The organism is Kocuria soli, assembly GCF_003797835.1.
Lineage (GTDB): Bacteria > Actinomycetota > Actinomycetes > Actinomycetales > Micrococcaceae > Kocuria > Kocuria soli.
Map to the genome: position 1 here is coordinate 63,362 of NZ_RKMF01000004.1, position 24,831 is coordinate 88,192.

At 67.7% G+C, this 24,831-nt stretch carries 20 protein-coding genes; 1 reads left to right on the forward strand and 19 read right to left on the reverse strand.

Features of this window, described 5'->3' with window-relative positions:
* Positions 1 to 93 precede the first annotated feature (93 nt).
* The gene (ppgK, locus tag EDL96_RS04135) at positions 94 to 954 is read left to right on the forward strand and encodes a polyphosphate--glucose phosphotransferase (RefSeq protein ID WP_123824562.1); all 861 of its coding nucleotides are present in this window, start codon (positions 94 to 96) and stop codon (positions 952 to 954) included.
* Positions 955 to 1,390: 436 nt separating this feature from the next.
* Here the strand turns inward: ppgK and nrdR are convergent, their stop codons facing one another.
* The 19 genes from nrdR to EDL96_RS04230 form a co-directional block, all read right to left on the reverse strand.
* A complete protein-coding gene (gene nrdR / locus EDL96_RS04140; protein ID WP_123824563.1) occupies positions 1,391 to 1,999 on the reverse strand; it encodes a transcriptional regulator NrdR in 609 nt (202 codons plus the stop codon).
* A gap of 2 nt (positions 2,000 to 2,001) precedes the next feature.
* Positions 2,002 to 3,411 carry a histidinol dehydrogenase gene (hisD, locus tag EDL96_RS04145; protein WP_123824664.1) on the reverse strand — a complete coding sequence of 470 codons (1,410 nt, stop codon included), beginning with the start codon at positions 3,409 to 3,411 and terminating at the stop codon, positions 2,002 to 2,004.
* A gap of 42 nt (positions 3,412 to 3,453) precedes the next feature.
* A complete protein-coding gene (dnaE, locus tag EDL96_RS04150) occupies positions 3,454 to 6,963 on the reverse strand; it encodes a DNA polymerase III subunit alpha (RefSeq protein WP_233568690.1) in 3,510 nt (1,169 codons plus the stop codon).
* A 109-nt stretch (positions 6,964 to 7,072) separates the two neighbouring features.
* On the reverse strand, positions 7,073 to 8,011 hold the full coding sequence (locus EDL96_RS04155; protein ID WP_123824565.1) for an RluA family pseudouridine synthase: 939 nt from the start codon (positions 8,009 to 8,011) through the stop codon (positions 7,073 to 7,075).
* Positions 8,008 to 8,562, reverse strand: coding sequence for a signal peptidase II (gene lspA, locus EDL96_RS04160; protein ID WP_123824566.1), 555 nt, complete (start codon positions 8,560 to 8,562; stop codon positions 8,008 to 8,010). Before lspA ends, EDL96_RS04155 begins: the two co-directional genes overlap by 4 nt.
* A 19-nt stretch (positions 8,563 to 8,581) precedes the next feature.
* Positions 8,582 to 9,355, reverse strand: coding sequence for a DivIVA domain-containing protein (locus tag EDL96_RS04165; protein WP_123824567.1), 774 nt, complete (start codon positions 9,353 to 9,355; stop codon positions 8,582 to 8,584).
* A 182-nt stretch (positions 9,356 to 9,537) separates the two neighbouring features.
* Positions 9,538 to 9,831, reverse strand: coding sequence for a YggT family protein (locus EDL96_RS04170; RefSeq protein ID WP_123824568.1), 294 nt, complete (start codon positions 9,829 to 9,831; stop codon positions 9,538 to 9,540).
* 5 nt (positions 9,832 to 9,836) lie between these two features.
* Positions 9,837 to 10,469: a cell division protein SepF gene (locus tag EDL96_RS04175; protein WP_123824569.1), complete on the reverse strand. Its 633-nt coding sequence runs from the start codon at positions 10,467 to 10,469 to the stop codon at positions 9,837 to 9,839.
* 117 nt (positions 10,470 to 10,586) lie between these two features.
* On the reverse strand, positions 10,587 to 11,381 hold the full coding sequence (locus tag EDL96_RS04180; protein WP_123824570.1) for a YggS family pyridoxal phosphate-dependent enzyme: 795 nt from the start codon (positions 11,379 to 11,381) through the stop codon (positions 10,587 to 10,589).
* Positions 11,374 to 12,153 carry a polyphenol oxidase family protein gene (locus EDL96_RS04185; RefSeq protein WP_123824571.1) on the reverse strand — a complete coding sequence of 260 codons (780 nt, stop codon included), beginning with the start codon at positions 12,151 to 12,153 and terminating at the stop codon, positions 11,374 to 11,376. Before EDL96_RS04185 ends, EDL96_RS04180 begins: the two co-directional genes overlap by 8 nt.
* A gap of 173 nt (positions 12,154 to 12,326) precedes the next feature.
* Entirely contained in the window at positions 12,327 to 13,574 is a 1,248-nt protein-coding gene (ftsZ, locus tag EDL96_RS04190) for a cell division protein FtsZ (protein ID WP_123824572.1), read from the reverse strand.
* A 259-nt stretch (positions 13,575 to 13,833) separates the two neighbouring features.
* Positions 13,834 to 14,760, reverse strand: coding sequence for a cell division protein FtsQ/DivIB (locus EDL96_RS04195; protein ID WP_123824573.1), 927 nt, complete (start codon positions 14,758 to 14,760; stop codon positions 13,834 to 13,836).
* Positions 14,760 to 16,187: a UDP-N-acetylmuramate--L-alanine ligase gene (gene murC, locus EDL96_RS04200; RefSeq protein ID WP_123824665.1), complete on the reverse strand. Its 1,428-nt coding sequence runs from the start codon at positions 16,185 to 16,187 to the stop codon at positions 14,760 to 14,762. The genes EDL96_RS04195 and murC overlap by 1 nt, the downstream gene beginning before the upstream one ends.
* A 65-nt stretch (positions 16,188 to 16,252) precedes the next feature.
* A complete protein-coding gene (murG, locus tag EDL96_RS04205) occupies positions 16,253 to 17,404 on the reverse strand; it encodes an undecaprenyldiphospho-muramoylpentapeptide beta-N-acetylglucosaminyltransferase (protein ID WP_123824574.1) in 1,152 nt (383 codons plus the stop codon).
* Positions 17,401 to 18,756, reverse strand: coding sequence for a putative lipid II flippase FtsW (gene ftsW, locus EDL96_RS04210; protein ID WP_233568673.1), 1,356 nt, complete (start codon positions 18,754 to 18,756; stop codon positions 17,401 to 17,403). The genes murG and ftsW overlap by 4 nt, the downstream gene beginning before the upstream one ends.
* Entirely contained in the window at positions 18,753 to 20,282 is a 1,530-nt protein-coding gene (gene murD / locus EDL96_RS04215) for a UDP-N-acetylmuramoyl-L-alanine--D-glutamate ligase (RefSeq protein WP_233568674.1), read from the reverse strand. The genes ftsW and murD overlap by 4 nt, the downstream gene beginning before the upstream one ends.
* The gene (mraY, locus tag EDL96_RS04220; protein WP_123824576.1) at positions 20,279 to 21,460 is read right to left on the reverse strand and encodes a phospho-N-acetylmuramoyl-pentapeptide-transferase; all 1,182 of its coding nucleotides are present in this window, start codon (positions 21,458 to 21,460) and stop codon (positions 20,279 to 20,281) included. The genes murD and mraY overlap by 4 nt, the downstream gene beginning before the upstream one ends.
* Positions 21,457 to 23,049 (reverse strand): UDP-N-acetylmuramoyl-tripeptide--D-alanyl-D-alanine ligase, encoded by a 1,593-nt coding sequence (locus EDL96_RS04225; RefSeq protein WP_123824577.1) that lies wholly within the window; start codon positions 23,047 to 23,049, stop codon positions 21,457 to 21,459. The genes mraY and EDL96_RS04225 overlap by 4 nt, the downstream gene beginning before the upstream one ends.
* On the reverse strand, positions 23,046 to 24,719 hold the full coding sequence (locus EDL96_RS04230; protein WP_123824667.1) for a UDP-N-acetylmuramoyl-L-alanyl-D-glutamate--2,6-diaminopimelate ligase: 1,674 nt from the start codon (positions 24,717 to 24,719) through the stop codon (positions 23,046 to 23,048). The genes EDL96_RS04225 and EDL96_RS04230 overlap by 4 nt, the downstream gene beginning before the upstream one ends.
* Between the last annotated feature and the right edge of the window lie 112 nt (positions 24,720 to 24,831).

A 24,831-nucleotide genomic window follows, 5' to 3' on the forward strand; every position in this document is an offset into this window, starting at 1 on the left:
CCGTCGCACACCACAACAGCCCTTGATCTACACGTGCGGCTGAACCAGTATCACTGACAGCCTCGCAGTACCTGCATCGGAAGGACACCGGCCATGAGTGACGAGACCATTGACAGCACCGGACGACGCGCGGACGACCCCGTCTCCGCGGCCAGCAAGGGTTCGACGACGAGCCCGCGGCGTGTGATCGGCATCGACGTCGGCGGGACCGGCGTCAAGGGCGGCATCGTCGATCTTGAGGTCGGCGACCTGATCGGTGAGCGCTACCGCATCCCCACACCGAAGCCCGCCACCCCGGAGGCCGTGGCCAAGGTCATCAAGGAGATCGTCGACGAGCTGCAGACCCGAGACGGCGCACCTGATCCGCACTCGCCCATCGGCGTCATCGTCCCGTCAATCGTCAAGGACGGCGTGACGTTGCTGGCTGCGAACATCGACCCCACCTGGGTCGGGGCCGACATCGCCGGGCTGTTGGAGAAGACCCTCGGCCGACCGGTGGCCGCCCTCAACGACGCCGATGGCGCCGGGCTGGCCGAATCCTTGTACGGAGCTGGCAAGGGAGTCAGCGGGACAGTCCTGGTCATGACTTTGGGCACTGGCATCGGCTCCGCACTGATCGTCGACGGGCGGCTGGTACCGAACGCCGAACTCGGCCATCTCGAACTCGACGGGCACGACGCCGAAACGCGAGCCTCGGCCACCGCGCGCGAACGCGATGACCTGTCCTTCAAGAAGTGGGCAACTCAACGCCTGCAGCCATACTTCGAGCACGTGGAGATGCTGTTCACGCCCTCCCTGTTCGTGATCGGCGGCGGAGTTTCCAAGAAGGCCGACAAGTTCCTGCCGCTGCTCGAATTGCGGACGCCGATCGAGGTCGCTCAGCTGCGCAACAACGCCGGGATCGTCGGTGCCGCACTCTGGGCCGAACGAGACCCGGGAACCGCCGATTCCTGAACCCGGGCCTGCCGACCCCTTGACGGAGCGCCCCCAACTCGGACGGGTTGGGGGCGCTTCCCTGTTCGCGGTTCTTCAGCCACCTTGAGGATTCACGTGAGAGTTGACCCAACCTTCAGGGTCAGGTTGAACGGCTCGAAACACTCTGCGACACCAGAGCACACTGATCGAAGGTGAAACTTGAGGTTCGGCTTCATGCCTGGCCACTCTGGAGCCCGGCGGCAGAGGCAGGTTTTCGGGGCATACGTAAAGCCCGGCAGGTGTCGCGGCTTCCCCTCCGCGACCCCTGCCGGGCTTTGTGTCTTCAGTTTAGGGGCATGAATCCGACGAAAGCAACCCGGACTAGCACGGTTTTTGGGGTCCCGACCGAAAAACCCCGGGCGTGTCCGCCACTGTTCAGGTCGACCGGCCCCGCGATCCGCATGATCACGCGGATCTAAAGTAAACGTTCCTGTGCAGGTCGAGACTCTGAATTTTTTTCTGACCGTCCCTTGACTGCTCGACTCTGAGTCTTGGGTTGAGAGTTTGCGCCGTTGCGTCGTGGCCGCCGCGGGGCGTGAGTCTCCTCGTCCACCAGTGCCTGCTGCCCCGTGGTCTGGTGCTGTTCGCCCCGCAGCACCTCGATGGCAGATTCGAAGTCGTCCAGGTCGTTGAAGGCCTGGTACACCGAGGCGAACCGGAGATATGCGACGACGTCCAGTCTCCGGAGCGGTTTCAGAATCGCGAGACCGACCTCGTGGGCCTCGATCTCTGCGATGCCGGCCGAACGCACCGACTCCTCGACCTCTTGCGCCAACTTGGCCAGGTCGTCCTCCGTGACCGGTCGGCCTTGGCAGGCCTTGCGCACTCCGGACACGATCTTGGAGCGCTCGAACGGTTCGGTGACGCCCGATCGTTTGATCACGGAGATCGACGTCGTCTCCAGCGTCGAGAACCGCCGTCCACACGAGCCGCATTGACGGCGGCGGCGAATGGCTGCGCCGTCGTCGGTGGTGCGGGAGTCGACGACCTTGGAATCCGGGTGTCGGCAGAACGGACAGTGCACGATCAGCCCTCCCGACGGACGTTCACGGCCACGCCGTGGTTGGGCAGGTTCTCGGCCTCGGCCAGCGCCACGATGTCCTCCTCGAGCACGGCCAGCGCCTCTTGGGAGTACTCGATGACCTGAACGGCCTTCATGAAACTCGTAGTGCACAAGCCCTGTGCGTGGACCGCGGACCCCCCGGTCGGGAGGACGTGGTTCGACCCGGCCGCGTAGTCCCCCAGCGGCACAGGGCTGTACGGGCCGAGGAAGATGGCGCCGGCATTGCGGACCCGTGCGGCGACCTCACGGGGCTGGGCCACATGCAGTTCCAAGTGTTCAGCGGCGTAGGCATCGGCGGCTGCGACGGAAGCCTCCAGGTCATCCGTGAGCACGACGCCGGACTGGGGGCCGGCCAGCGCTGTGCGGATCCGTTCGTCGTGCCGGGCGGTGGTCACCAGGTCGGCGATTTCCAGGGCCACCCGGTCGGCCAGCTCGGTAACGTGGGTGATCAGCACGGAACCGGCTGCCGGGTCGTGCTCGGCCTGGGAGATCAGGTCCGCCGCGACGTAACGCGGATTGGCTGTCTCGTCGGCGATCACGGCGATCTCGGTGGTACCCGCCTCCGCATCGACGCCGACGACGGACTGAAGGAGCCGCTTGGCCGTCGCGACGAACACATTGCCCGGGCCGGTGATGGTCTGCACGGGTTCGAGCACGTCCTGACGGCCCGCCTGCGTGGCATCGGAGGTCTCGGGTGCCGCGTCGGAGATTCCGTAGGCCATCGCGGCGAGCGCCTGGGCACCGCCGATCGCCCAGACCTCGTCGACCCCGAGCAACCCGGCCGCCGCCAGGATCGTCGGATGCGGGAGTCCACCGAACTCGGCCTGCGGCGGGGTGCACAGCACCACGGAGTCCACACCGGCCGCCTGGGCGGGAACGACGTTCATGACCACGGAGGACGGGTACACCGCCAGACCGCCGGGGACGTAGAGGCCCACCCGGGCCACGGGTGTCCACCGGTGGAACAGGCGTGCCCCGGGTGCCACCTCGACCTCCGCATCCGCGGGCCGCTGGGCCTCCGCGAAGCGTCGGCAACGTTCGATCGCGGACTCCAGTCCGTGACGCACCGCGGGGTCCAGGCCCTCGACGGCGCGGGTGATCTCCTCCGGAGCCACCCTGATCCTGCCCTGTTCGACACCGTCGAAACGCTGCGCGTACTCGCGAAGGGCCACTGCACCGCGGTCACGGACGTCGTCGATGATCCCGCGGACCGTCTGCTCTGCGGCGCCCAGGGACTGCGGGGTCTGGCGTGGTACCACGGCCCGTAGTTGGGCCCAGTCGAGATGCCGCCCCCGCAGGTCGATGGTGCGCATGAGCGGTGTAGCTGCGGTGGATGGTGAGGGGTTCTCGGGGCTCGCGTTCACGCCCTCCATCCTACGGGGCACCCGGAAACTATCCGGGGACGGGCCGCGGCCTCAGCCGGTGACTTCCAGGCAGGCCGGGCCCAGGAGCACCTTGAGGTCCCCGAACAGCGCCGGAGAGGCGTCCACGCGGTACTGCGGGGGCAGTGACCAGATCTGCAAGGAGCGTTGCGTCTCCAGGTGGACCCGGACCTCCGAGTCGCCGCGGTGGTTGCGCAGCACCTCTGCCAAGGCGTTGACGGTCTGTTCGGTGGCCTTGTGCTCGCTCAACGCGATCTTGACCGGACCGGAGTGACCGTCCGGGGTGATCTCCGGGACGGTCAGTTCCATGGCCGACAGGGACGTGGATCCGTCGTCGCGCTTCTGCAGACGTGCTTTGACGGAGCAGATGAGGTCCTCGGCCAGGACCCCGGCGATGGGGGCGTAGGTCTTGCCGAAGAACATGATCTCCACGGACCCCGTCCGGTCCTCGAGTTCGATCCGTGCGTAGGCGTTCCCGGAAGACTTGGCGATGCGGCGTTGCACCGAGGTGATCATGCCGGCCACGGTCACGATGGTGCCGTCCGGTCTGCCACTGTCCTCCGCGATCAGTGCCTGGACCGTGGTGTCCGAGTACTGCCCCAGGGCGTCGTCGAGTCCGCGCAGCGGGTGGTCAGAGACGTACAGGCCAAGCATCTCGCGTTCGAAGGACAGCATGTCCTTCCGCTCCCATTCGGGAACGTCGGGTACCTCGACGGCGAGTCCCTGTGAATCCTCAGCACCGGAGTCATCACCGCCCATTGCGAACAGGTCGAAGGTGAACTCGCCGTTGGCCTCGTTCTTCTTCTGGGCCACGACGTCGTCGATCGCCTGCTCGTGGCACATGACCAGGGACCGGCGGGTGTGGCCCAGTTGGTCGAAGGCACCGGACTTGATGAGCGATTCGATGGTGCGCTTGTTGCACACCACCACCGGCACCTTGGAGAGGAAGTCGTTGAAGGAGGTGAAGGCACCTTGTTCCTCACGTGCGTCCACGATCCCCTGGACCACATTGGCACCCACGTTGCGCACCGCGGCCATGCCGAAACGGATGTCGTTGCCCACGGGGGTGAAGGTGATGACCGATTCGTTGACGTCCGGCGGCAGCACGGTGATGCCCATGTGGCGGCATTCGTTGAGGTAGAGCGCCAGCTTGTCCTTGTCGTCACCCACCGAGGTCAGCAGGGCGGCCATGTACTCGGCCGGGTAGTGCGCCTTGAGGTAGGCCGTCCAGTAGGACACCAGGCCGTAGGCCGCGGTGTGGGCCTTGTTGAACGCGTAGTCGGAGAAGGACTCCAGGACGTGCCACAGGGTCTTGGCGGCGTCCTCCGAGTAGCCGTTCTCCTTCATGCCGCCGAAGAACACGTCCTGCTGTTTGTCCAGCTCGGACTTCTTCTTCTTGCCCATCGCACGGCGCAGCAGGTCCGCTTGGCCGAGCGTGTAGTTGGCCACCTTCTGGGCCACGGCCATGACCTGTTCCTGGTACACGATCAGGCCGTAGGTGGTGTCCAGGATCTCCGCCAGGGGCTCTTCCAGCTCCGGGTGGATCGGAGTGACTTCCTGCTGTCCCGTCTTGCGCAGGGCGTAGTTGGTGTGGGAGTTCACGCCCATGGGGCCCGGTCGGTAGAGCGCGAGCACGGCGGAGATGTCCTCGAACTCGTCCGGCTGCATCAGGCGCAGCAGGGAGCGCATGGGACCGCCGTCCAGCTGGAACACACCCAGGGTGTCGCCGCGGGCCAGCAGGTCGTATGAGGCTTTGTCGTCCAGTTCCAGGGTTTCCAGGTCCAGGACGAACCCGTCCCGGTTCAGGGTGATGTTCTCCAGGGCGTCAGAGATGATCGTGAGGTTGCGCAACCCCAGGAAGTCCATCTTGATCAGCCCCAGCCCCTCACACGTGGGGTAGTCGAACTGGGTGATGACCTGCCCGTCGGCTTCGCGGCGCATGAGCGGGATGATGTCGATCAGGGGGTCCGAGGACATGATCACGCCCGCGGCGTGCACACCCCACTGCCGTTTCAGGCCCTCCAGGCCGGTTGCCGTCTCGAAGACCTTGGCGGCTTCCGGATCCTCCTCGAGGACCTCGCGCAGTTCCCCGGCCTCGTCATAGCGTTTGGCGTCCTTGTTGTAGACATCGGCCAGGGAGATGCCCTTGCCCATGATGTCCGGCGGCATGGCCTTGGTGAGCTTCTCCCCCATGGAGAACGGGTACCCCAGGACGCGGGAGGAGTCCTTGAGCGCCTGCTTGGCCTTGATGGTGCCGTAGGTGACGATCATGGCCACACGTTCGTCGCCGTACTTGTCCGTGACGTACTTGATGACTTCCGACCGACGACGATCGTCGAAGTCGACGTCGAAGTCGGGCATGGACACGCGTTCCGGGTTGAGGAAGCGCTCGAAGATCAGGCCGTGTTCCAGCGGGTTCAACTCGGTGATGCGCATGGCGTAGGCCACCATGGACCCCGCACCGGAACCACGACCCGGACCCACACGAATACCGTTGTCCTTGGCCCAGTTGATGAAGTCGGCCACCACCAGGAAGTATCCCGGGAAGCCCATCTGCTGGATGATGCCCTTTTCGTACTCCGCCTGGTCGCGCGCTTCCTGCGGCACCCCGTTGGGGAAGCGGTACTCCAGACCCGAATCCACCTCCTTGGCGAACCAAGAGGCCTCGTTCTCCCCCTCCGGGACGGGGAAGACCGGCATGAACTTGCCGATCGACTCGTCGAACTCGACGTGGCAGCGTTCGGCGATCTCGAGTGTGTTGTCGCAGGCCGCCGGGTAGTCCCGGAACAGGTCGCGCATCTCTGCCGCGGACTTGAGGTAGAACTCGTCGGCGTCGAACTTGAAGCGTTTGGGGTCCGCCAGGGTCGACCCCGACTGCACGCACAACAGGGCCGCGTGTGCCTTGGCGTCCTCCGCGTGGGTGTAGTGCAGGTCGTTCGTGGCCACCAACGGGAGGTTGAGGTCCTTGGCCAGCTTCATGAGGTCCTGGTGGACGTTCTTCTCGATCCCCAGACCGTGGTCCATGATCTCGCAGTAGAAGTTCTCCGCGCCGAAGATGTCCCGGAACTCTGCCGCGGCGTCGATCGCCTCCTTGTACTGGCCGAGGCGCAGACGGGTCTGGATCTCACCCGACGGGCACCCGGTGGTGGCAATCAGTCCCTTGCCGTACTGGTTGAGCAGCTCGCGGTCCATGCGCGGCTTGTAGAGCTGGCCTTCCAGGGACGCGTAGGAGGAGGCCCGGAAGAGGTTCTGCATGCCCTCGGTGGTCTCTGCGAGCAGCGTCATGTGCGTGTAGGCACCACCGCCGGAGACGTCTTCACGACCACCTTCGTGGAACTTCACGCGGGACCGGTCCGTGCGGTGCGTGCCGGGGGTCAGGTACGCCTCCACGCCGATGATCGGTTTGATCCCAGCCTTGGTGGCCTTGGACCAGAAGTCGTAGGCGCCGAACACGAAGCCGTGGTCCGTGGTGGCCAGGGAATCCATGCCGTTGGCGTGACAGGCCTCGAAGAGGTCGTCGAGTCGGGCTGCACCGTCGAGCATCGAGTACTCGGTGTGCACGTGCAGATGCGTAAATCCCTTGCCCTTGGTCACCAGAAGATTCTAGCGGCGGACTCGGACACGAGCCTCACGGGACACCGTGCGAGATCTCTCAGGGACCGCCGTCGCGCAGGGTCTCCAATGCGTAGTCGAGATCCGGGGGGTAAGGGCTCTCGAAGGTCACGTTCTCACCGGTGGCCGGGTGTACGAAGCCCAGCCGACGAGCGTGCAACCACTGCCGGGTCAGCCCCAGGCCCGCGGACAGGGCCGGATCGGCCCCGTACGTCAGGTCTCCGCAGCACGGGTGGTGCAGTGCGGAGAAGTGCACGCGGATCTGGTGAGTCCGCCCGGTCTCCAGGTGGACTTCCACGAGCGTGGCACGACCGAAGGCTTCAAGGGTCTCGTAGTGGGTCACCGAATCACGTCCACCGTCCACGACGGCGAATCGCCATTCGTAGCCGGGGTGGCGTCCGATCGGGGCGTCGATCGTGCCTTCCAACGGGTCGGGCAGACTCTGGACCACCGTGTGGTAGACCTTCTCGACCGTCCGTTCCTTGAACGCGCGCTTGAGCGCCGTGTAGGCCCGTTCTGTCCGTGCCACGACCATGAGACCGGAGGTCCCGACATCGAGCCGGTGGACGATCCCCTGACGTTCCGCGGCTCCGGAGGTGCTCACGGAGACTCCCACCCCCGCCAGGGCACTCACGACCGTGGGACCCTTCCACCCGGGGGACGGGTGGGCGGCCACACCGGCGGGCTTGTCGACGACGACGATGTCGTCGTCGCAGTGGACGACCTCGAAGCCAGCGACCACCTCGGGGGTGATCTCGGCGAGATCGCGTTCTTCGGGCAGCAGCAGCCGGACCACCGAGCCGGCCGCCACCTTGTCGGACTTGGCCAGGACGCTTCCGTCGGCCGTGGCCTCTCCCGCCCGCAGGAGCTTTCCGACGACCGTTCGAGAGAGTCCGGTCAGACGGGCCAAGGCGGCGTCGGCCCGGGCGTCGTCGAACTCGTCCGGGACCGTGAACTCCTGGTGGACGCGGTCGGTCACCCGCCGCCCTCCTGTCCACGTCCGGTGCCCGCAGAGCGAGTTCCGTCCGCCTCACGCCCGGTCAACAGCAGGAACGCGATCAACCCGATCCCGACCACGACGCCGCAGTCGGCCAGGTTGAACACGGCGAAGTGCTTGACGTGGATGAAGTCGACCACGTGGCCGTTGGGGAATCCCGGCCACCGCAAGAGCCGGTCCGTGAGGTTTCCCAGCGCGCCGCCCAGGACCAGCCCGAGGGCAACCACCCACGGCCGACTCCGGACCTTGGGCAGGAAGGCGAGGATGCCCACGCTGACCACGGCCATGATGGCCGTGAAGATCCAGGTGTGGTCCTCACCCATGGAGAACGCCGCACCGGGGTTGAGGATGTAGTGCCACTGGAGCCAGTCGCCCAGGACCGGGACGGTCTCGCCTAGTTGCATGCTGCGTTCCACGAACATCTTGCTGCACTGGTCGAGGGCGTACACCAGAGCACTCACGGCAAGAGTGCCCAGGACGTAACCGGTGGCCGCACGGCCCCGCGAGGCCGCGGGCTGCTCGGCTGGAATCATGGGGCGGATCTTCGCCGCCTCAGGACGCGGAGTTCTGGCCGGAGGTGCCCTCCGGGTTGCCCTCGTCGGCCGCGGAGTCGGCGTCGGTGACAGCCTGCGGGGCGGCATCCGTGGCCCCCTGGACCTGCGGTTCGTCAGCGGGCAACTCGCCCACGATCGCAGCCACGTCGTCCTCCACGGGCGGAGCTGCATCGATGTCGTTGAGCTGACCGGAGATGAACTCCTTGAGCTTCACCCGGTAGGTCTGTTCGAAGCCGCGCAGATGATCGACCTTCTCCTGCAAGGCACCGCGCTCGGATTCCAGGCTGGTCAGGACTTCATCCTTCGAGCGCTGGGCCTCGGAGAGCAGACGGTCGTACTCGGACTGGCCGTCGGCCGTGAGGCGGTCATGTTCTGCCTGGCCCTTGGCCACGTACTCGTCGTGCAACCGCTGAGCCATGACCAGGACACCCGCCGCGCTCTGCGCGTCGCCGGCACCTGGAGCTGTAGCCCGGTCCACGGGCTCGCCTGCCGCACCGGCTGCGTCCTCGGCCACGATCGGCTGAGCGACCTCCTCCTCGGTCTCGACGGCGGGTGCGGTCTCCTCCGTGGTGGTTTGGGCGGTCGAGTCGTCGGCAACGGCTCCGGTCCCCGTTTCGAGCTGTTGACGCAGGTCGGAGTTCTCCTGGTTCAGCCGACGCAGTTCCACCACGATCTCGTCCAGGAAGTCATCGACCTCATCCTGGTCGTAGCCCTCACGGAACTTCGTGGGCTGGAAACGCTTGTTGATGACGTCTTCTGGAGTCAAGGCCATCGGAAGTAACTCTCCTCGTGCAGGTCATTGCTCAGGCCGCCTCGGTTGCCGTGGTCATGGCCATCCGAGCGGTCGTGGTCTGGAATCACAGTACATCGTTGCTACTCCCTGTCCCCATTCCGAGGGGCAGAGATCAGCGTCACCACGCTTCACGTGGCCGCTGCGGGCCGTGGGCGCCGGGCTCAGGCGTAAAAGGCGACGCGCACCAGGGACTGCAGCAGGCTCAGCCCGAAGATGAGAATGAGCGCTGAGAGATCCAGGGCGATTCCGCCCATCTGCAGCGGCGGGATCAACCGTCGGAGGGGCTTGAAGACCGGGTCGGTGACCCCGTACACCACGGAGGCAAGGACCAGCACGGCGCCGCGCGGACGCCAGTTCCTGGCCCAGGACGTGACCATTTCGAGCACGAAGCGGGCCAGAACGATCAGCACCAGGAGGTGGATCGCCAGGTAGAGGATGCCGAGGACGATGCTCACTCAGGTCAGCCCTGTGCAGCCTCTTGGGTGTCCCCCGCCGCGGAGTTGTCCACGACCTCCACGTAGGAAGGCGTCAGGAGGAACACCGTGGTGGTGACCCGCTCGATGGAACCGTGCAGTGCGTAGACCAGGCCGGCGGCGAAGTCGACCAAGCGCTTGGCCTCGGCCTCCCCCAGATCGGTCAGGTCCATGATGACCGGGGTGCCGTCACGGAAGGATTCGCCGACCGATTTGGCGTCGTTGTACGAACGAGGGTGCACGGTGGTGATGGTGCGCATGTCGTCGGCATCCTCTCGGGATGTTGAGGGGGCACGCTTGATCGGCGTGACGGGGGCACGGTATTCGCCGGTGCGGCGTCGGTCCTGGGGCGCCCGAGACTTCGCGGGGGCCTCGGTGGCGGAACGGGAGGTGGACCCGGAGCTGCGCCCTGCGGCGGCGCGTTCACCCCGGGACGGTTCGCGCTCGGGGGTGGGACGCGCCTCCGCTTCGGGGGCGGGGCGGCGTTCGGCGGCGAGACGCTCGGCGCGTTCGGCGTGGTGACGCGGTTCCTGGCGTTCGTCGCGTTGGGGCCGATCGTTCGGCTCATCGGGCTCGGCCAGTCCCAAGGCGATCATGGCTCGGCGCATTGACTGACCCATGGACAGCACTCCTTGCTCTGCAACGGACGACGACGGTTGAGGTCGGTGGACGATGGTTCCGGGCGGTGGACCTCCGGCTGCGGTGCTCACCCTGCGGGCGGCCGCGCACGCGCTGGATCAGCCCACCGGACGCGCACCGAGAATACCGGAACCGACCCGCACGTGGGTGGAGCCCCACCGTACGGCCGCTTCCAAATCCGCGCTCATTCCGGCGGATATCTGGGTGGCGGACGGGTGCTGTTCCCGCAGCTGCTGTGCGTAGCCGTGGAGGCGCTCGAACGCGGGCTCGGGCGCGCTGCCCAGCGGGGCGACGGCCATGACGCCGCCCAACCGGAGGCCCTCCTCGGCGGCGACGGCATCGGCCAGGGCCGCCAGGTCAACGGGACGCACACCTCCGCGACCCTCGGAGTCGTCGAGCGAGACCTGGACCAGACAGTCGAGGTCACCTTCGGTACAGGGTCCACCCTGTGCCTGGCCTTCGGCGACCGCCGCCCGGTGGTTGCGCACAGCCTTGCCGAGTGCTGTGACCAACGACATGCGATCCACGGAGTGCACGCGCGAGGCGTAACGGACCACCGAGGTGGATTTCTTGGACTGGAGCTGTCCGATGAAATGCCACGTCGCATCGGGGACCGAGCGCGCCTTCTCGGCGGCTTCCTGGTCGCGGTTCTCCCCCACGTCACGCACGCCCACGTCCAGCAGCCGCTGCACGTCCTGGGCGGGGAAGAACTTGGTCACGGCGATCAGGTCGACCGGCCCGGTCCCCACGTGTCGATCGTTCTCGGCCGCTGAAAGGCGCTCCCGAAGTCGTTCGAGGTTGCCTCGGAGTTCATGGGTCCGGGCGTCCTCCACCGCGCTGTTTTCCGACTCAGTGCTGTTCGCCGACTCAGTGCTGTTTTCCGACTCAGTCACTGTGGCCACCTCCCTGGACCGCGTGCGGTGCGCGGGCCACCGCGTCCGTCGGCATCTGCGCGCCGACGACGACGCCGACGATACGTCCGCTGCCCGGGTCACGCCGGTGAGAGGACAGCGCTTGATTCTCCAAGGTGCAGGCGGGACCGTCCTCGCCGACCGGACGCGTGACGACCACGTCGAGACGCTTGAGTTCCCTCACGACCGCCGCCGGAAGGTCCAGGCCGGAGGTTCCCCGGGCCGTGGTCGACCGGATGCCGGGCAGCCGACGCTCGGCGTCCGCGGCCATGTCCTCGGGGACCTCGTAGCAGGAACCACACACACACGGACCGACGACGGCGCGGACGGTCGTGGCCCCTCGGGCGCGCATGGTCTGCACCGTTGCTTCCAGGACCCCCTCGAGAAGTCCGTTGCGGCCGGCATGCGCCACGGCGGTCACGGACAGGTCCGGCGTGAGCGGGTCGGTCCCCTCGAACAGGACCGGGACACAGTCGGCCACCATTACGGCCAGTGGACGACCCGTGGTGGACACGGCGGCGTCGGCCGTGGGGGCAGTGCCGAGATCCGGATCGTCCGCGTCCGCCACGCGCGTTCCGTGAACCTGGTCCAGGAAGAGAAGGGAGCCTGGCTCGACACCCAGATCGTCTTCCAGGCGCAGTCGCCGACGACGTACGGCGTCCGCGTCGTCTGGGACGTGGAGGGCGAGATTGCCGAGTTCCCGGTCCGTGAATGCGACCCGCGCCGCCCCGAGTTCTCCGCGATACCAGTACATGCTTCGATCCTAACCACCAGCTGAGGCCGGTCGTGCGGCCTCGAGACGGAACGACCGTGGCCGGAGACGACAATCGTCTCCGGCCACGGTCGTGGTTACCCGGTTCGGGCGCGTGAGGTCGGTCTTCCACCCGGTCCGTCACCCGGCGGGGCGAAGGACCGACCTCCCCGAGATCACTTCAGGAAATCCGGGAAATCCAGGGAGTCCTTGCGGTTCGAGGAACCCTTGACCGTGTCCTGCTCGGCCGGGAGGTCCACGTCGAAACCGGCGTCGTCCGGGACGTCGTCGTTGCTGGTGCTCTGCCCACCCCAGCCGGAGCCGTTGCCGGACCGGTTCGGAGCGGACTGGCCGCCGCGCTGCGGGCCACGGCCCAGGTCGGCGGGCTGACCGGCACCGGAGCCGAAGGCGGCACGGGTGGAGGCGGCCTGCTGAGCTGCCGCAGAGGTGTTGTTGGCGTTCGTCTCAGGCGACACGGAATCGAAACCGGCGGCGATCACGGTGACGCGAGCCTGGTCGCCCAGCGCGTCGTCGATCACGGCGCCGAAGATGATGTTCGCCTCCGGGTGGGCCACTTCCTGGACCAGGCGGGCGGCCTCGTTGATCTCGAACAGGCCGAGGTCCGAGCCACCCTGGATGGACAGCAGGACGCCGTGGGCGCCGTCGATCGACGCTTCGAGCAGCGGCGAAGCGATCGCGAGCTCGGCGGCCTTGACCGCCCGGTCCTCGCCCTGGGCCGAGCCGATGCCCATGAGCGCCGAACCGGCACCCTGCATGACCGACTTGACGTCGGCGAAGTCGAGGTTGATCAGGCCCGGGGTGGTGATCAGGTCGGTGATGCCCTGCACACCGGAGAGGAGCACCTGGTCCGCGGACTTGAACGCATCGAGCATGGACACGTTGCGGTCCGAGATGGACAGTAGACGATCGTTCGGGATGACGATCAGGGTGTCGACCTCGTCACGAAGGGTCTCGATGCCGTTCTCGGCCTGGTTGGAACGACGGCGACCTTCGAAAGTGAAGGGACGCGTGACCACACCGATGGTCAGAGCACCCAGGGAACGAGCAATCCGGGCGATCACGGGGGCGCCACCGGTACCGGTGCCACCACCCTCACCTGCGGTCACGAACACCATGTCGGCGCCCTTGAGGACCTCCTCGATCTCCTCCTGGTGATCCTCAGCGGCCTGACGTCCGACGTCGGGGTTGGCCCCGGCGCCCAGGCCACGGGTCAACTCGCGTCCGACGTCGAGCTTGACGTCGGCATCCGACATCAGCAGCGCCTGGGCGTCCGTGTTGATCGCGATGAACTCGACACCGCGCAAACCTTCTTCGATCATGCGGTTCACGGCGTTAACGCCGCCACCGCCAATGCCGACAACCTTGATGACGGCCAGGTAGTTCTGGGGAGTCGTGGTGTCCATGATCACCTGTTTCGCTTCGGGGGTCCGCCCGCGTGGGGGCCGAACGGGCTGCTTCCGGTGAGACCGTCAACCGCTGCCAACATTTCTTAACCTTCAAGTGGTGGTTCAGTGTTGGACTGCCGGTCGATGTGGCTCATCTCTTTATTCCACGCCAAAGACTAGCAATGGGATTTCGCTCGAACGGATACGCGGGGGCGTGTTGAAGGTCGCATGCGGTCATTTTCCGTTCCAAGCCTCAAGGTTTGCCTCAAACTTGACGTCATTCGAGGACGGGATGCTCCGGGGAGGACACGTCGTACACGTTGACGGCCCCGGTCTGCTCGCGCGCGTCCACCAGCTGCGCCAAGACCTCCGCCTTGAGGTTCCCGCGCGTGGAATCACCCCACCGAGCGGTGACACCGCCGTCCAGTTCGAGTTCAACGGTCGAGTCCGACTCCGCCTTCGCGGAGTTCACCTGCTCGAGCAACGACGACGGAAGCGTGGACAGCACTCCCGCCACGGAGTCGAAGCTCTCGGTTCCCAGGACGTCCGTACCGCCTTCGATGACGGGGACCTGGACCTCCGCACGGTCCTCGACCGTCCGCAACACCGTGCCGTCCTGGTCCACGAGCGACCAGCCCTTGTCGCCGTCCTCGACGGCCGCCACTGGAACCCGCTCGGTCAACTCGACCACCAGGTGCCCGTCGGGAAGGGTCGAGATGTGCACGGACCTGACCTGGGGCAGAGACCCCAGGCTGTCCATGACGTCTCGTTCTGAGATCCTGGTCATGGGCACGCCCTCGAACTGGCTCAGGTGGTCCCGGACCTCGTCGGCGTCCGTCAGGCGGGCCCCTTCGACGTCGATGGACCGGACCGCGAACAGCGGCGAGAAGAACACGACGAAGACCAGCAGCAACGCCAGCAGGAGCGCCGCAGCGACCGCACCGAGCGTCCGACGGCGCCGTCCTGCCTTACGGGCCTCGGCCGAAAGCCCCGCGGGGGCACGGCGCTGACCGGGTTCCCGCCCCGACTGGGTCTGAACGGTACGGCGCCAGGCACTGAACCGCCCTCCGCCCGTGGGGACCTCCTCGAACCGTTCACTGTCCAGTTCCGAGACCTTGGACCCGTCGTTGACCTTGACCCGGGTCTTCCCCGTGGAGGTCGCCCCGGAAGCCCGGGGACGGCCCGGCCGTTCTCCCCCGGGCATCAGGACGAAGGCTCCGCATCCCCCGACGTCCGGCCCTCGGCCAAGGCCTCCACTAGACGCGGGCCGTGGACTGTGACGTCGCCCGCACCGATGGTCAGGACCAGGTCACCGGGCGCGGCGGCCTGGGCGATCTCTCGCACGGCATCCTCCGGCTGAGCTGCCGCGACGACCGTCGCGCCACCCGCGTCCGTGATCAAGGCCGAACTCACCCCCGGAACGGGGTCCTCGCGCGCGGCGAAGACCGGGAGCACCCACGCGCGATCCGCGATCTGCAAGGCCTGCGCAAACTCCCCTGCAAAGGCCTGCGTGCGCGAGAACAGGTGAGGCTGGAACAGGGCCAGGACCTTGTGCTCCCCGGCCACCTTGCGGGCTGCCGTGAGCGCAGCGGCGACCTCGGTCGGGTGATGGGCGTAGTCGTCGAAGACCCGCACCCCGTTCCCCTCGCCCTTGAGGTCGAAACGGCGGGCCGACCCGTGGAAGCCCGTCAGGCCGCGCAGCGCTTCCTCGGCAGGTATGCCCACGGCCGAGGACACCGCGAAAGCCGCGGCTGCATTCAGCACGTTGTGCTCCCCCGGTACCGCCAGGGCCATCCGGTGCCGTCGGGCATCGGCACCTTCTCCCACCGACAGGGTGGCGGAGGTGCCGAGGCCGTGGGACTCGATCTCCTGGATGGAGATGTCCGAGGTGGGATCGGTGCCGTACGTGAGCACTCGGGCTCCGGCGTCCCGTGTCCGGCGCGCCAGCTCGCGCGAGCCGGCGTCGTCCTGACAGGCCACCAGGGTTCCGCCCGGACGCATGGTGGCGGTGAAGTCGTCGAAGGCCTGGAAGAACTCCTCCGTGGAGCCGTAGTGGTCCAGGTGGTCCGGTTCGATGTTCGTGACCACCGCGACGGTCGGCGCGTACTTGAGGAAGGACCCGTCGGACTCGTCGGCCTCCGCCACGAACCACGCGCCGTGCCCGAGCGCGGCGTTGGCGCCGAGGTCCGCGACGTGGGCACCGATCGCCCACGAGGGCTGGACGCCGGCCGCTTCCAGCATGACGGCGATCATCGAACTGGTCGTGGTCTTTCCGTGCGTTCCGGCCACGGCGACCACCTGGGACCCGTGCATGCTCACGGCAAGGGCGTCGGAACGGTGGACGACAGTGAGCCCCCGTTCCCGTGCGGTGGCCAACTCGGGGTTGGTCTCCCGAATCGCGGTGGACACCACGACCGTGTCCACGTCGTGGACGTTCTCCGCCCGCTGCCCGACGACGACCGCCGCACCCTGTTCCCGCAGGTGCGCGAGGCCCATGGACTCCTGTGCGTCCGAGCCGGACACGGTCACACCGTGGGCCAGCAGGAGGCGGGCCACCGCCGACATGCCGGCACCGCCGATACCGATCAGGTGCGTGCGGCCGAGGTCCCGCGGGTCGGTGTCGACGCCCACGGGTGCCGTAGGTGCGGAATCGACCTGCCCTGCGCCGTCGGGGGTCTCTTGGGATGGCTGGGTGTTCACGCGCGTGCCTCCTGCAGGATCAGCCGCGCCATGGTCCGGTCGGCGTCTCGCACACCGGCGCCCTGGGCGGCTTCGGACATCGCCGCCAGCGCGGGGCCGTCGGAGATGAGGGGAAGAATGTTGTCACGGAACCATTCGGGGGTGAATGCCGCGTCTTCGACCAGTCTGGCGGCGCCGGAGGCCACCAAGGACTTGGCGTTGAGCGCCTGTTCGCCGTTGCCGATCGGCAAGGGAACGAAAACGGCGGGCAGTCCCACGGCGGCGACTTCCGAGACCGTGGCAGCGCCGGAGCGGGCCACCAGCAGGTCGGCGGCCGCGTAGACGTTCTCCATCCCGTCCACGTACTCGACCTGCGTGTAGCCCTCAGCCGTCAACAGCTTCCCGGCGTCGTCGAGCACCTGCTTGTTGCGCCCCGTGATGTGCAGCAGTTGGGCCCCGGAAGCCGCGATCTCGCCCGCAACACGGGCGACGGTGCGGTTCATCGAGAGCGCACCGGAGGACCCGCCCGTGACGATCACCGTGGGTTTCTCCGGATCGAGCCCGAGTTCTCGCCTGGCCTCGGCCCGTCGAGCGGCCCGGTCGAGCTGGGAGATCTCCTTGCGCATGGGCATCCCGACGGTGCGCGCACCCTGCAGCGGGGTGTCGGGGAATGCCGCCGCGACGACGGCCGCCGAGCGCGCACCCACCCGGTTGGCGATGCCGGGACGGGCGTTGGCCTCGTGAATGACGACGGGGACACCGCGGCGTTTGGCGGCAAGGTACATGGGGGTGCACACGTACCCACCCACGCCGACGACGACGTCGGCCCCGGCGCCGTCGATGATGTCTCCGGCCTGGCGGATCGCGCGCCGCAGACGAACGGGCAGCTTGAGCAGGTCCGGGGAGGGTTTCCGGGGCAGCGGCACCCGGTCAATGGTCTCCAACGACAGGCCCGCGGCGGGGACCAAGCGGGTCTCCATCCCGGCAGCCGTGCCCACGGCGGTGACCCGGGCGTTGGGTTCCTGGTCCAGGACGGCCCGGGCGATGGCCAACAGGGGCGAGATGTGTCCCGCCGTTCCACCACCCGCAATCACGACCGAGGGACCACCGGCGGAACGGTCGGGAGTTGCACCCGCGTCCTGGGACCGTGGCTGTTCCTGAGGGTTCATGGGTTCCTCTCTGCCCTGGAGGGAAGGCGGCGAACGTTGCCGGGCATCTCGTGCTCCGGCAGGAGAGCCTCCCCGTCGTGGTGGTCTTCAACCTCGTCACGTGGCGGACCGGAGGTCCGGGAACCGGCGCGGGTGTAGCGGGTGAAGGACATCACCACGCCCACCGCCGCAAGACACATGAGAAGGGAGGAACCACCGTAGCTGATGAACGGGAGCGGGACGCCGATCACGGGGAGGGCACCTGTGACCATGCCGATGTTCACGAAGGCCTGACCGATGAGCCAGGTCAGGACACTGCCGGTGACCACGCGTTCGAAGGTCGAGGTGGTCCGCAACAGCACCCGGGCCATGGCCACTCCCATGACCACGAACAGCACGAGGATCAGGACGGTGCCGATCAGGCCCAGTTCCTCGCCGATGATCGCGAAGATGTAGTCGTTGTGGGCCTCCGGCACGTAGTTGTACTTGGAGCGGGACTGGCCCAGTCCGACGCCCCACCAGCCTCCCGTGGCCAGTGCGGCCAGCCCTTGTTGGGCCTGCCAGCAGGCACCGCTGACGTCGCATTCCCCCGTGAACCAGCCCGTCATCCGCTCCATCCGGTGCGGGGCGATGATGACGGCGAGGGCGCCGAGGACGGCCACCGCCCCGAAGAGCATGCCGAAGAGTTTCCACGGCGTGCCGATCAGGATCAGGGCGGCCAGGTAGATCAAGCCGAAGATCACGACGGTTCCGATGTCACCACCCAGCGCGACGAAGCCGACCGGGATTCCCACGATCCCCAAGGAGGGCCACAGGTAGTCCTTGTACTCGCGGAACCGATGCGCGCTGCGGGCGAAGTGCCATCCCAGCATGAGAGCGACGCCGAGTTTGGCGGCCTCCGAGGGCTGGAGTGTGAACCCGCCGATGTTGAGCCAGTTCTTGTTGCCGTTGACCTCCACGCCCAGCGGGATGACCAGGAAGACCAACGCGCTGGAGATCCCGAACGCCAGGGGCGCGAACCGTTCGTAGGTCCTGGAGGGCACCAGGGACAACGCGAACATCAGCACAACACCCGCCACACCGAACATGATCTGGCGCAGGAAGTAGAAGAACGCCGAACGGTCCGCGGAAATGGACTCGACGGCCGAGGCCGAGAGCACCATCATCCCGCCCACGGAGAAGAGCAGAATCGCACTGATGGCCAGGGCGTAGTACGAGTGCACCAGGGGCCCGTCCTGGATCCAGTCCCGGAGCCGACGCAGCAGACCCTCACCGACCGGTGAGTGCTCCTGCCGGGGGGCCCGCTCGGTGGCGTGGTCAGGGTGCCGGACGGCGCTGACCGCCCGGGTGCGTGCACGGCCCCGAGGACTCACGACAGGCGCTCCACGAGGTCAGCGACACTTGCGGTGAAGGCCTCGCCACGGTGTACGTAGTCCCGGAACTGGTCCATGGAGGCGGCGGCGGGGGCCAGCAGGACCGTGTCGCCGTCCACCGCCACGCGGTGAGCTTCCTGCACGGCCATTGCCATGACGGCGTCGCCGTCGTGGACGTCCGTCTCCGGGGAGGCGGCGGGAATCACGGGAACCCCCGGTGCCGACTGCTCGAGGGCGTCGAGCAGGTTCTGGTTGTCCGTGCCGATCAGCACCACGGCGCGCAGGCGTCCCGCGTGCTTGGCCACCAGCTCGTGGGAGTCCGTGCCCTTGGACAGCCCGCCGGCGATCCAGACCACGGGCTCGAAGGCAGACAGGGACGCGTTGGCGGCGTGCGGGTTGGTGGCCTTGGTGTCGTTGATCCACAGGACCCCGTTGGTCTTGGCCACCGGTTGGATGCGGTGCGCGCCGGGTTCGAAGGCCCGCAGCCCGTCGCCCACCTTGTCCGCGTCGACTCCCGCCGCGCGGGCCAGTGCCGCGGCGGCCAGGGCGTTGGCCACGCCGTGGACGGTCGGAACGGGTTTGATGTCCGTGACGGCGGCGAGTTCCAGCGCCTGGTTCCGCCGGTCGTCCAGGAACGCACGGTCGACCAGCAGGTCCTCCACCACGCCGAGCATGGAGGGTTCGGGGTGCCCCGCCGTGAAGCCGATGGCTCGGCAGCCCTCGATCACGTCCGCTTCCTCGACCATCCGCAGGGTGCGGTCATCGGCCACGTTGAAGATCGCGGCCACCTTGCAGTGCTCGTAGATCCGGGACTTGTCCGCGACGTACTCCTCGAAACCGCCGTGCCAGTCGACGTGGTCCTCGGCCACGTTCAGGCACACGGCGGCAAGGGGGGAAACCGAGTACTGCCAGTGCAGCTGGAAGCTGGACAGTTCGACGGCCAGGAGGTCGTAGTCGACGGGGTCCCGCAGGGCGTCCAGGATCGGGGTCCCCACGTTGCCGACCGCGATCGCCTTGAGATCGCCCGCCTGAAGCATGGCCTCCGTCATCTGGACCGTCGTCGTCTTGCCGTTGGTCCCGGTGATGCAGACCCACTCGGCGGTCTTCCGGCCTTCCCGGGTGCGGATCCGCCAGGCCAGCTCGACGTCGCCCCAGATCTGCACCTTGTTCGCCACGGCATCCGCCAGCAGGGACTGGTCGGGCCGCAGGCCGGGCGAGGTGACCACGAGTTCCGCGGGTTGCCCGTCCACCGTGGGCAGGGAGGTCATGGCCTGCTCGCCGAGCAGGACCTCCGCCGCGCCCACGATCTTGAGCGTCTCCGCCTTGGCCCGGGTCTCCTCCGTGTCCTTGCCGTCCACGACCACGACGCGGGCACCCAGCTCGATCAGGGTGTCGGCGGCCGCGAACCCGGAGATCCCGATACCGACGACGACGACGCGCAGACCACCCCAGTCCGCGTCCCAGCTGGTCAGTGATTCCAGCCGCGGATCGTCCAGGAGGGGGTTTGCGTTGTGGGAAGGGATCACCGGAAGGTGCCTCCGTTCGAGATCAGCCATTCGCCGTAGAACACGGCCAGGGCGACGGCCACGAAGAGCCCGGCGATGATCCAGAAGCGGACTACGACCGTGACTTCCTGCCAGCCCTTGAGTTCGAAGTGGTGTTGCAGGGGTGCCATCTTGAAGATGCGCTTGCCGCCGGAGATCTTGAACCACCCCACCTGCAGGATCACCGAAATCGTGATCACCACGAACAGGCCGGCGATGAGCACCAGGAGCAGCTCGGTGTGGGTCAGCACGGCGCAGGCCGCCAGGGCACCGCCCAGTCCCAGGGACCCCGTGTCCCCCATGAAGATCTTGGCCGGCGAGGTGTTCCACCACAGGAACCCGATCAGCGCACCGATCAGGGCGGCGGCCAACACGGCGATGTCGGAGGGGTCCCGCACGGTGTAGCACAGCCCGTTGCTGGCGGGACCCATCGGATCACCGCACTCGTGCCCGCTCTGCCACAGGCTGATGAGCATGTAGCCGGAGAACACGAAGATCGCAGCTCCGGTGGCCAGCCCGTCCAGCCCGTCGGTCAGGTTCACGGCGTTGGTCGTGGCCGTGGCGATGAGGTTGACCCACACCACGAACAGCAGCACGCCGATGATCACCAGGATCACCGGGCGACCGGAGGTCAGGGCCTCGACGAGCCCGCCGCGCAGCTGCGTGAAGCCCATGTCCAGCTCGGGGATGTCCCGGGTCAGGGACACCACCGTGGAGGCGGGGGTCTTGCCGTCCTCGTCCGGGAACAACAGCGCCAGGATCGCGAACACGGAACCGATCAGGCCCTGCAGCAGGATCTTGCCCTTGGGCGTCAGTCCCAGGTTCTGCTTCTTGGTGATCTTGGTGAAGTCATCGATCGCGCCCACGAAGCCCATGCCGAGCATGAGGAACAGCGCGAGCAGACCCGAGACGGTGGGTCCGGTCCACTGGCCCGTGGAGAGCCCGACGACGAGGTGCGAGATCAGGTAGGCCACCGTGGCGGCACCCAGGATCGTCACCCCGCCCATGGTCGGTGTGCCGCGCTTGGTCTGGTGACTGGAGGGACCGTCCTCCCGGATGAACTGTCCGTAACCCTGGCGTTCGAGGAACTTGATGAACGCCGGGGTGCCGAAGATCGAGAGGACAAGGCCCAGCAGGGAGGCGACGAGGATCTGGATCACGCGCTCTCCCCCTTCCGTTCGGCTTTGGGATCGGCGTTGACGAAGTCGCCGGCGGACAGCCAGTGGTCACCGGCTGCGGAGGTGTCGTTCGTCGCCGCGGGGTCTCGGGTCGCCGTTGGCTCGGCGGCCGCGACCTTGTCGCCCAGGATCTTGAGTCCGGAGGCGTTGGAGGACTTGAAGAGCACGATGTCCCCGGGAGCCAGTTCGCGGGCCAGCAGTTCCTCCGCGGCGTCGGCGTCCTCCACCCAGGTGGCCTCGTTGCCCCAGGAGCCCTCGAGGTGGGCCGCGTTGTAGACCGGCCGCGCCGTGTCTCCGACGGCGACCAGCTTGGAGATGTTCAAGCGCACGGCCTGGCGACCGATCGCGTCGTGCTCCTCGACGGACGAGTCCCCCAATTCGAGCATTCCACCCAGGACGGCCCAGGTCCGCCGGGCAGGTCGCTGGTCCGTGGGGCGTCCGAGGTCGACCAGGGTCTGCAGGGCCGCGCGCATGGACTGCGGGTTGGCGTTGTAGGCGTCGTTGATGATCGTGACGCCGTCGGGCCGCTCGGTGCGTTCCATCCGCCAACGGCTCCCCGCGCCGCGGTTCCGCAGCACGGCGGCGATGTCCTCGGACGGGATACCCGAGACGAACGCGGCCGACGCCGCGGCCAGGATGTTGCTCACGTGGTGGGCGCCGATCAGTCCGGAGACCACCCGGTGCTCCGACCCGTCGGGGAAGTGCAGAGTGAGGCTCGGATGTCCGTCGGCGTCGGTCGTGACCTCCGTGGCGCGCACGCGCGCACCCTTCAGGGGTTCGTCGGCACCCGAGGGTGCTTCCTCGGCCGCGGTGAAGAACACGACCGGCGCCTGGGTCCGGGTGTGCATGGCCCGAACCCTGGGGTCGTCCTCGTTGAGCACCGCCACGCCGTCGCCCCCGAGTGCTTCGACGAGTTCACCCTTGGCCACGGCGATGTTCTCCACGCCGCCGAACTCCCCGGCGTGGGCCGACCCGACGCACAGCACCACGCCGACGTCGGGGCGCACCATCTTGCACAGGTACTCGATGTTGCCGATGTGGGTCGCGCCCATCTCCACGACCAGGTACCGGGTCTGCTCCGTGGCGGTGAACACCGTGAGCGGCACGCCGACCTCACCGTTGTAGGACCCGCGGGGAGCGATCGTGGGGCCCGCGGATTCGAAGATCGCCCGCAGGAGATCCTTGGTGGTGGTCTTGCCCACCGATCCGGTCACGCCGACGACCTTGACGTCGTTGCGGCTTCGCAGGTGGCTGACCACCCACGAGGCCAGGGCTCCCATGGCTTCGACCACGTCCGGAACCTGGACGGCCGGGTACGGACGCCCGTCGTCGTCCTGGACCGGGCGTTCCACCAGAGCCAGCCTGGCACCGGCGGCGACCGCCGTCCCGACGAACCGGTGACCGTCGGTCACCTCCCCCGGCTTGGCCACGAACAGGGTGCCGTCCACGACCTCCCGGGAATCCGTCGTGACGTGGTCGATCACCGGCAGGTCGGCGTCGGTGACGCCGTCGAGACCCAGCAGGGCGCCTCCGGTGATGTCTGCGATTCGGCGTGCGTTGAGTGGGATCACTGGTGTTCCCACCGTCCTTCCTGCATGTCTTCAAGCGCTGCGCGCAACTCGGCGCGGTCGTCAAGGGGGTGGTCCACGCCCGCGATTTCCTGAACGGTCTCGTGTCCGCGGCCGGCCACGATCACCGAGTCCCCGCGGCCCGCCATGCGCACCGCCGAGCGGATCGCGACCGCGCGAGGCGAGATCTCGTGGACCTCCGCGGCCCGGGCCCGCCCGGACTCGATCAAGGCGTGGGCGCCGGCGGCCACCTCGGCGCGGATCGCGGCGGGATCCTCCCCGTGCGGGTCGTCGTCGCTGATGATCACGACGTCTGCCTCCCGGGCTGCGATCTCGCCCATGAGGGGCCGCTTGGTCTTGTCCCGGTCGCCCGTGGCACCGAAGACCAGAATGACCCGGCCGTTGCCCTCGGGCGGGTCGACGGCGGCCAGGGCACGGGCCAACGCGTCCGGGTTGTGGGCGAAGTCCACCACGGCCGTGGGCTCCGTCCCGATCAGCTGCATGCGGCCCGGGACGTCAGTGGTCAGGGGGTCGTGCTCGTCCAGGACGCGCTGCAGCAGGTCGAGTTCGACCCCGGAAGCCAGGACCATGAGGGTGGCCAGGGCCGCGTTCGCCACGTTGAACTCGCCCGGCAACCCCGTGCTCACCCGGAGGCTGCGCCCGTCCCTGTGCACGAGCTCGAAGGCGTGGCCGATACCGCGCCGGGTCATCGAATGCAGGGTCCAGTCGGCCCCGCGGCGCTGCGGGCCGCCCTCGCGGTCGGCCACCACGCCACCGCGCATGGCGAACACATCCACGTTGTCCGCGCCGAGCTGCGCACGGGCGTGGCGGGCCATCGCGATGCCCCACTCGTCGTCGTCATCGGCGACGACGACGACGGCCCGGCCGGTGCGTTCCGGCGTGAACAGGCGCGCCTTGACGTCGAAGTAGGCCTGCATGGTTCCGTGCAGGTCCAGGTGGTCCTGCGTCAGGTTGGTGAACCCCGCGACGTCGTAGCGGACTCCGGCAACCCGGTCGAACTCGATCGCGTGGGAGGAGACCTCCATGGAGGCCGCGGTCATCCCGGATTCGCGCATGACCGCCAGCAGTGCGTGCACGGTCGAGGCCTCGGGGGTGGTCAGCTTGGACGGGATCTTCTGGTCATCGGCCAGGATCTCGATGGTTCCGATCAGTCCCGTCGTCTCGCCCAGGGCCCGCAGGATCGAGTTCACGAAGTACGTGGTGGTGGTCTTGCCGTTGGTGCCCGTCACACCGAACAGGCCCAGGCCGGTGCCGTCCTGGGGTTGCGAGCCGTAGACGGTGCGGGCCACCGCTCCGAGCTGCGCCCGCGGGTCCTCGACCACGATGACGGGCAACGCGGCCTGCTCACCCAGGATGCGGGCGCCGTCGGGGTCGGTCAGAACGGCGACGGCGCCGGCTTTGCGTGCTCCGTCGGCGAAATCGGCACCGTGGAAACGTGCCCCCGGAAGGGCCGCATAGAGGTCGCCCGGTCGGATGGCACGGGAGTCGATGCTGACACCGCTGACACGGAGTTCCGCGGCGTCGCCCGTGCCCTGCAGCCCGGGGAGAAGCTGCCCGCCCGTCAATGAGGCCAACTGCCCCAGCGCGAGCGAAGACACACCTTCCGGCCGCAGCAAAGCTGCGTCCGTGGTGATCTCCGGCGAGTTCTCCATACTCTCCACGTTGTCCTTCCTGACATGCTGCCGGCGTGTGTACCGGCCTCTCCCCCGGCCCGTCTGTGCACGGACTCGGCTCCGGTCAGGACTTCGCCCACCCGTCACCGAG

Excerpts from the sequence above, each read along its gene's own strand:
- ppgK (WP_123824562.1), top strand. The coding sequence starts at position 94 with ATGAGTGACGAGACCATTGACAGCACCGGACGACGCGCGGACGACCCC.
- hisD (WP_123824664.1), bottom strand. The coding sequence starts at position 3,411 with ATGGAGGGCGTGAACGCGAGCCCCGAGAACCCCTCACCATCCACCGCA.
- dnaE (WP_233568690.1), bottom strand. The coding sequence starts at position 6,963 with ATGCTCGACGGTGCAGCCCGACTCGACGACCTCTTCGAGGCCTGTCAC.
- lspA (WP_123824566.1), bottom strand. The coding sequence starts at position 8,562 with ATGATTCCAGCCGAGCAGCCCGCGGCCTCGCGGGGCCGTGCGGCCACC.
- EDL96_RS04165 (WP_123824567.1), bottom strand. The coding sequence starts at position 9,355 with ATGGCCTTGACTCCAGAAGACGTCATCAACAAGCGTTTCCAGCCCACG.
- EDL96_RS04175 (WP_123824569.1), bottom strand. The coding sequence starts at position 10,469 with ATGGGTCAGTCAATGCGCCGAGCCATGATCGCCTTGGGACTGGCCGAG.
- EDL96_RS04185 (WP_123824571.1), bottom strand. The coding sequence starts at position 12,153 with ATGTACTGGTATCGCGGAGAACTCGGGGCGGCGCGGGTCGCATTCACG.
- ftsZ (WP_123824572.1), bottom strand. The coding sequence starts at position 13,574 with ATGGACACCACGACTCCCCAGAACTACCTGGCCGTCATCAAGGTTGTC.
- EDL96_RS04195 (WP_123824573.1), bottom strand. The coding sequence starts at position 14,760 with ATGCCCGGGGGAGAACGGCCGGGCCGTCCCCGGGCTTCCGGGGCGACC.
- murG (WP_123824574.1), bottom strand. The coding sequence starts at position 17,404 with ATGAACCCTCAGGAACAGCCACGGTCCCAGGACGCGGGTGCAACTCCC.
- EDL96_RS04230 (WP_123824667.1), bottom strand. The coding sequence starts at position 24,719 with ATGGAGAACTCGCCGGAGATCACCACGGACGCAGCTTTGCTGCGGCCG.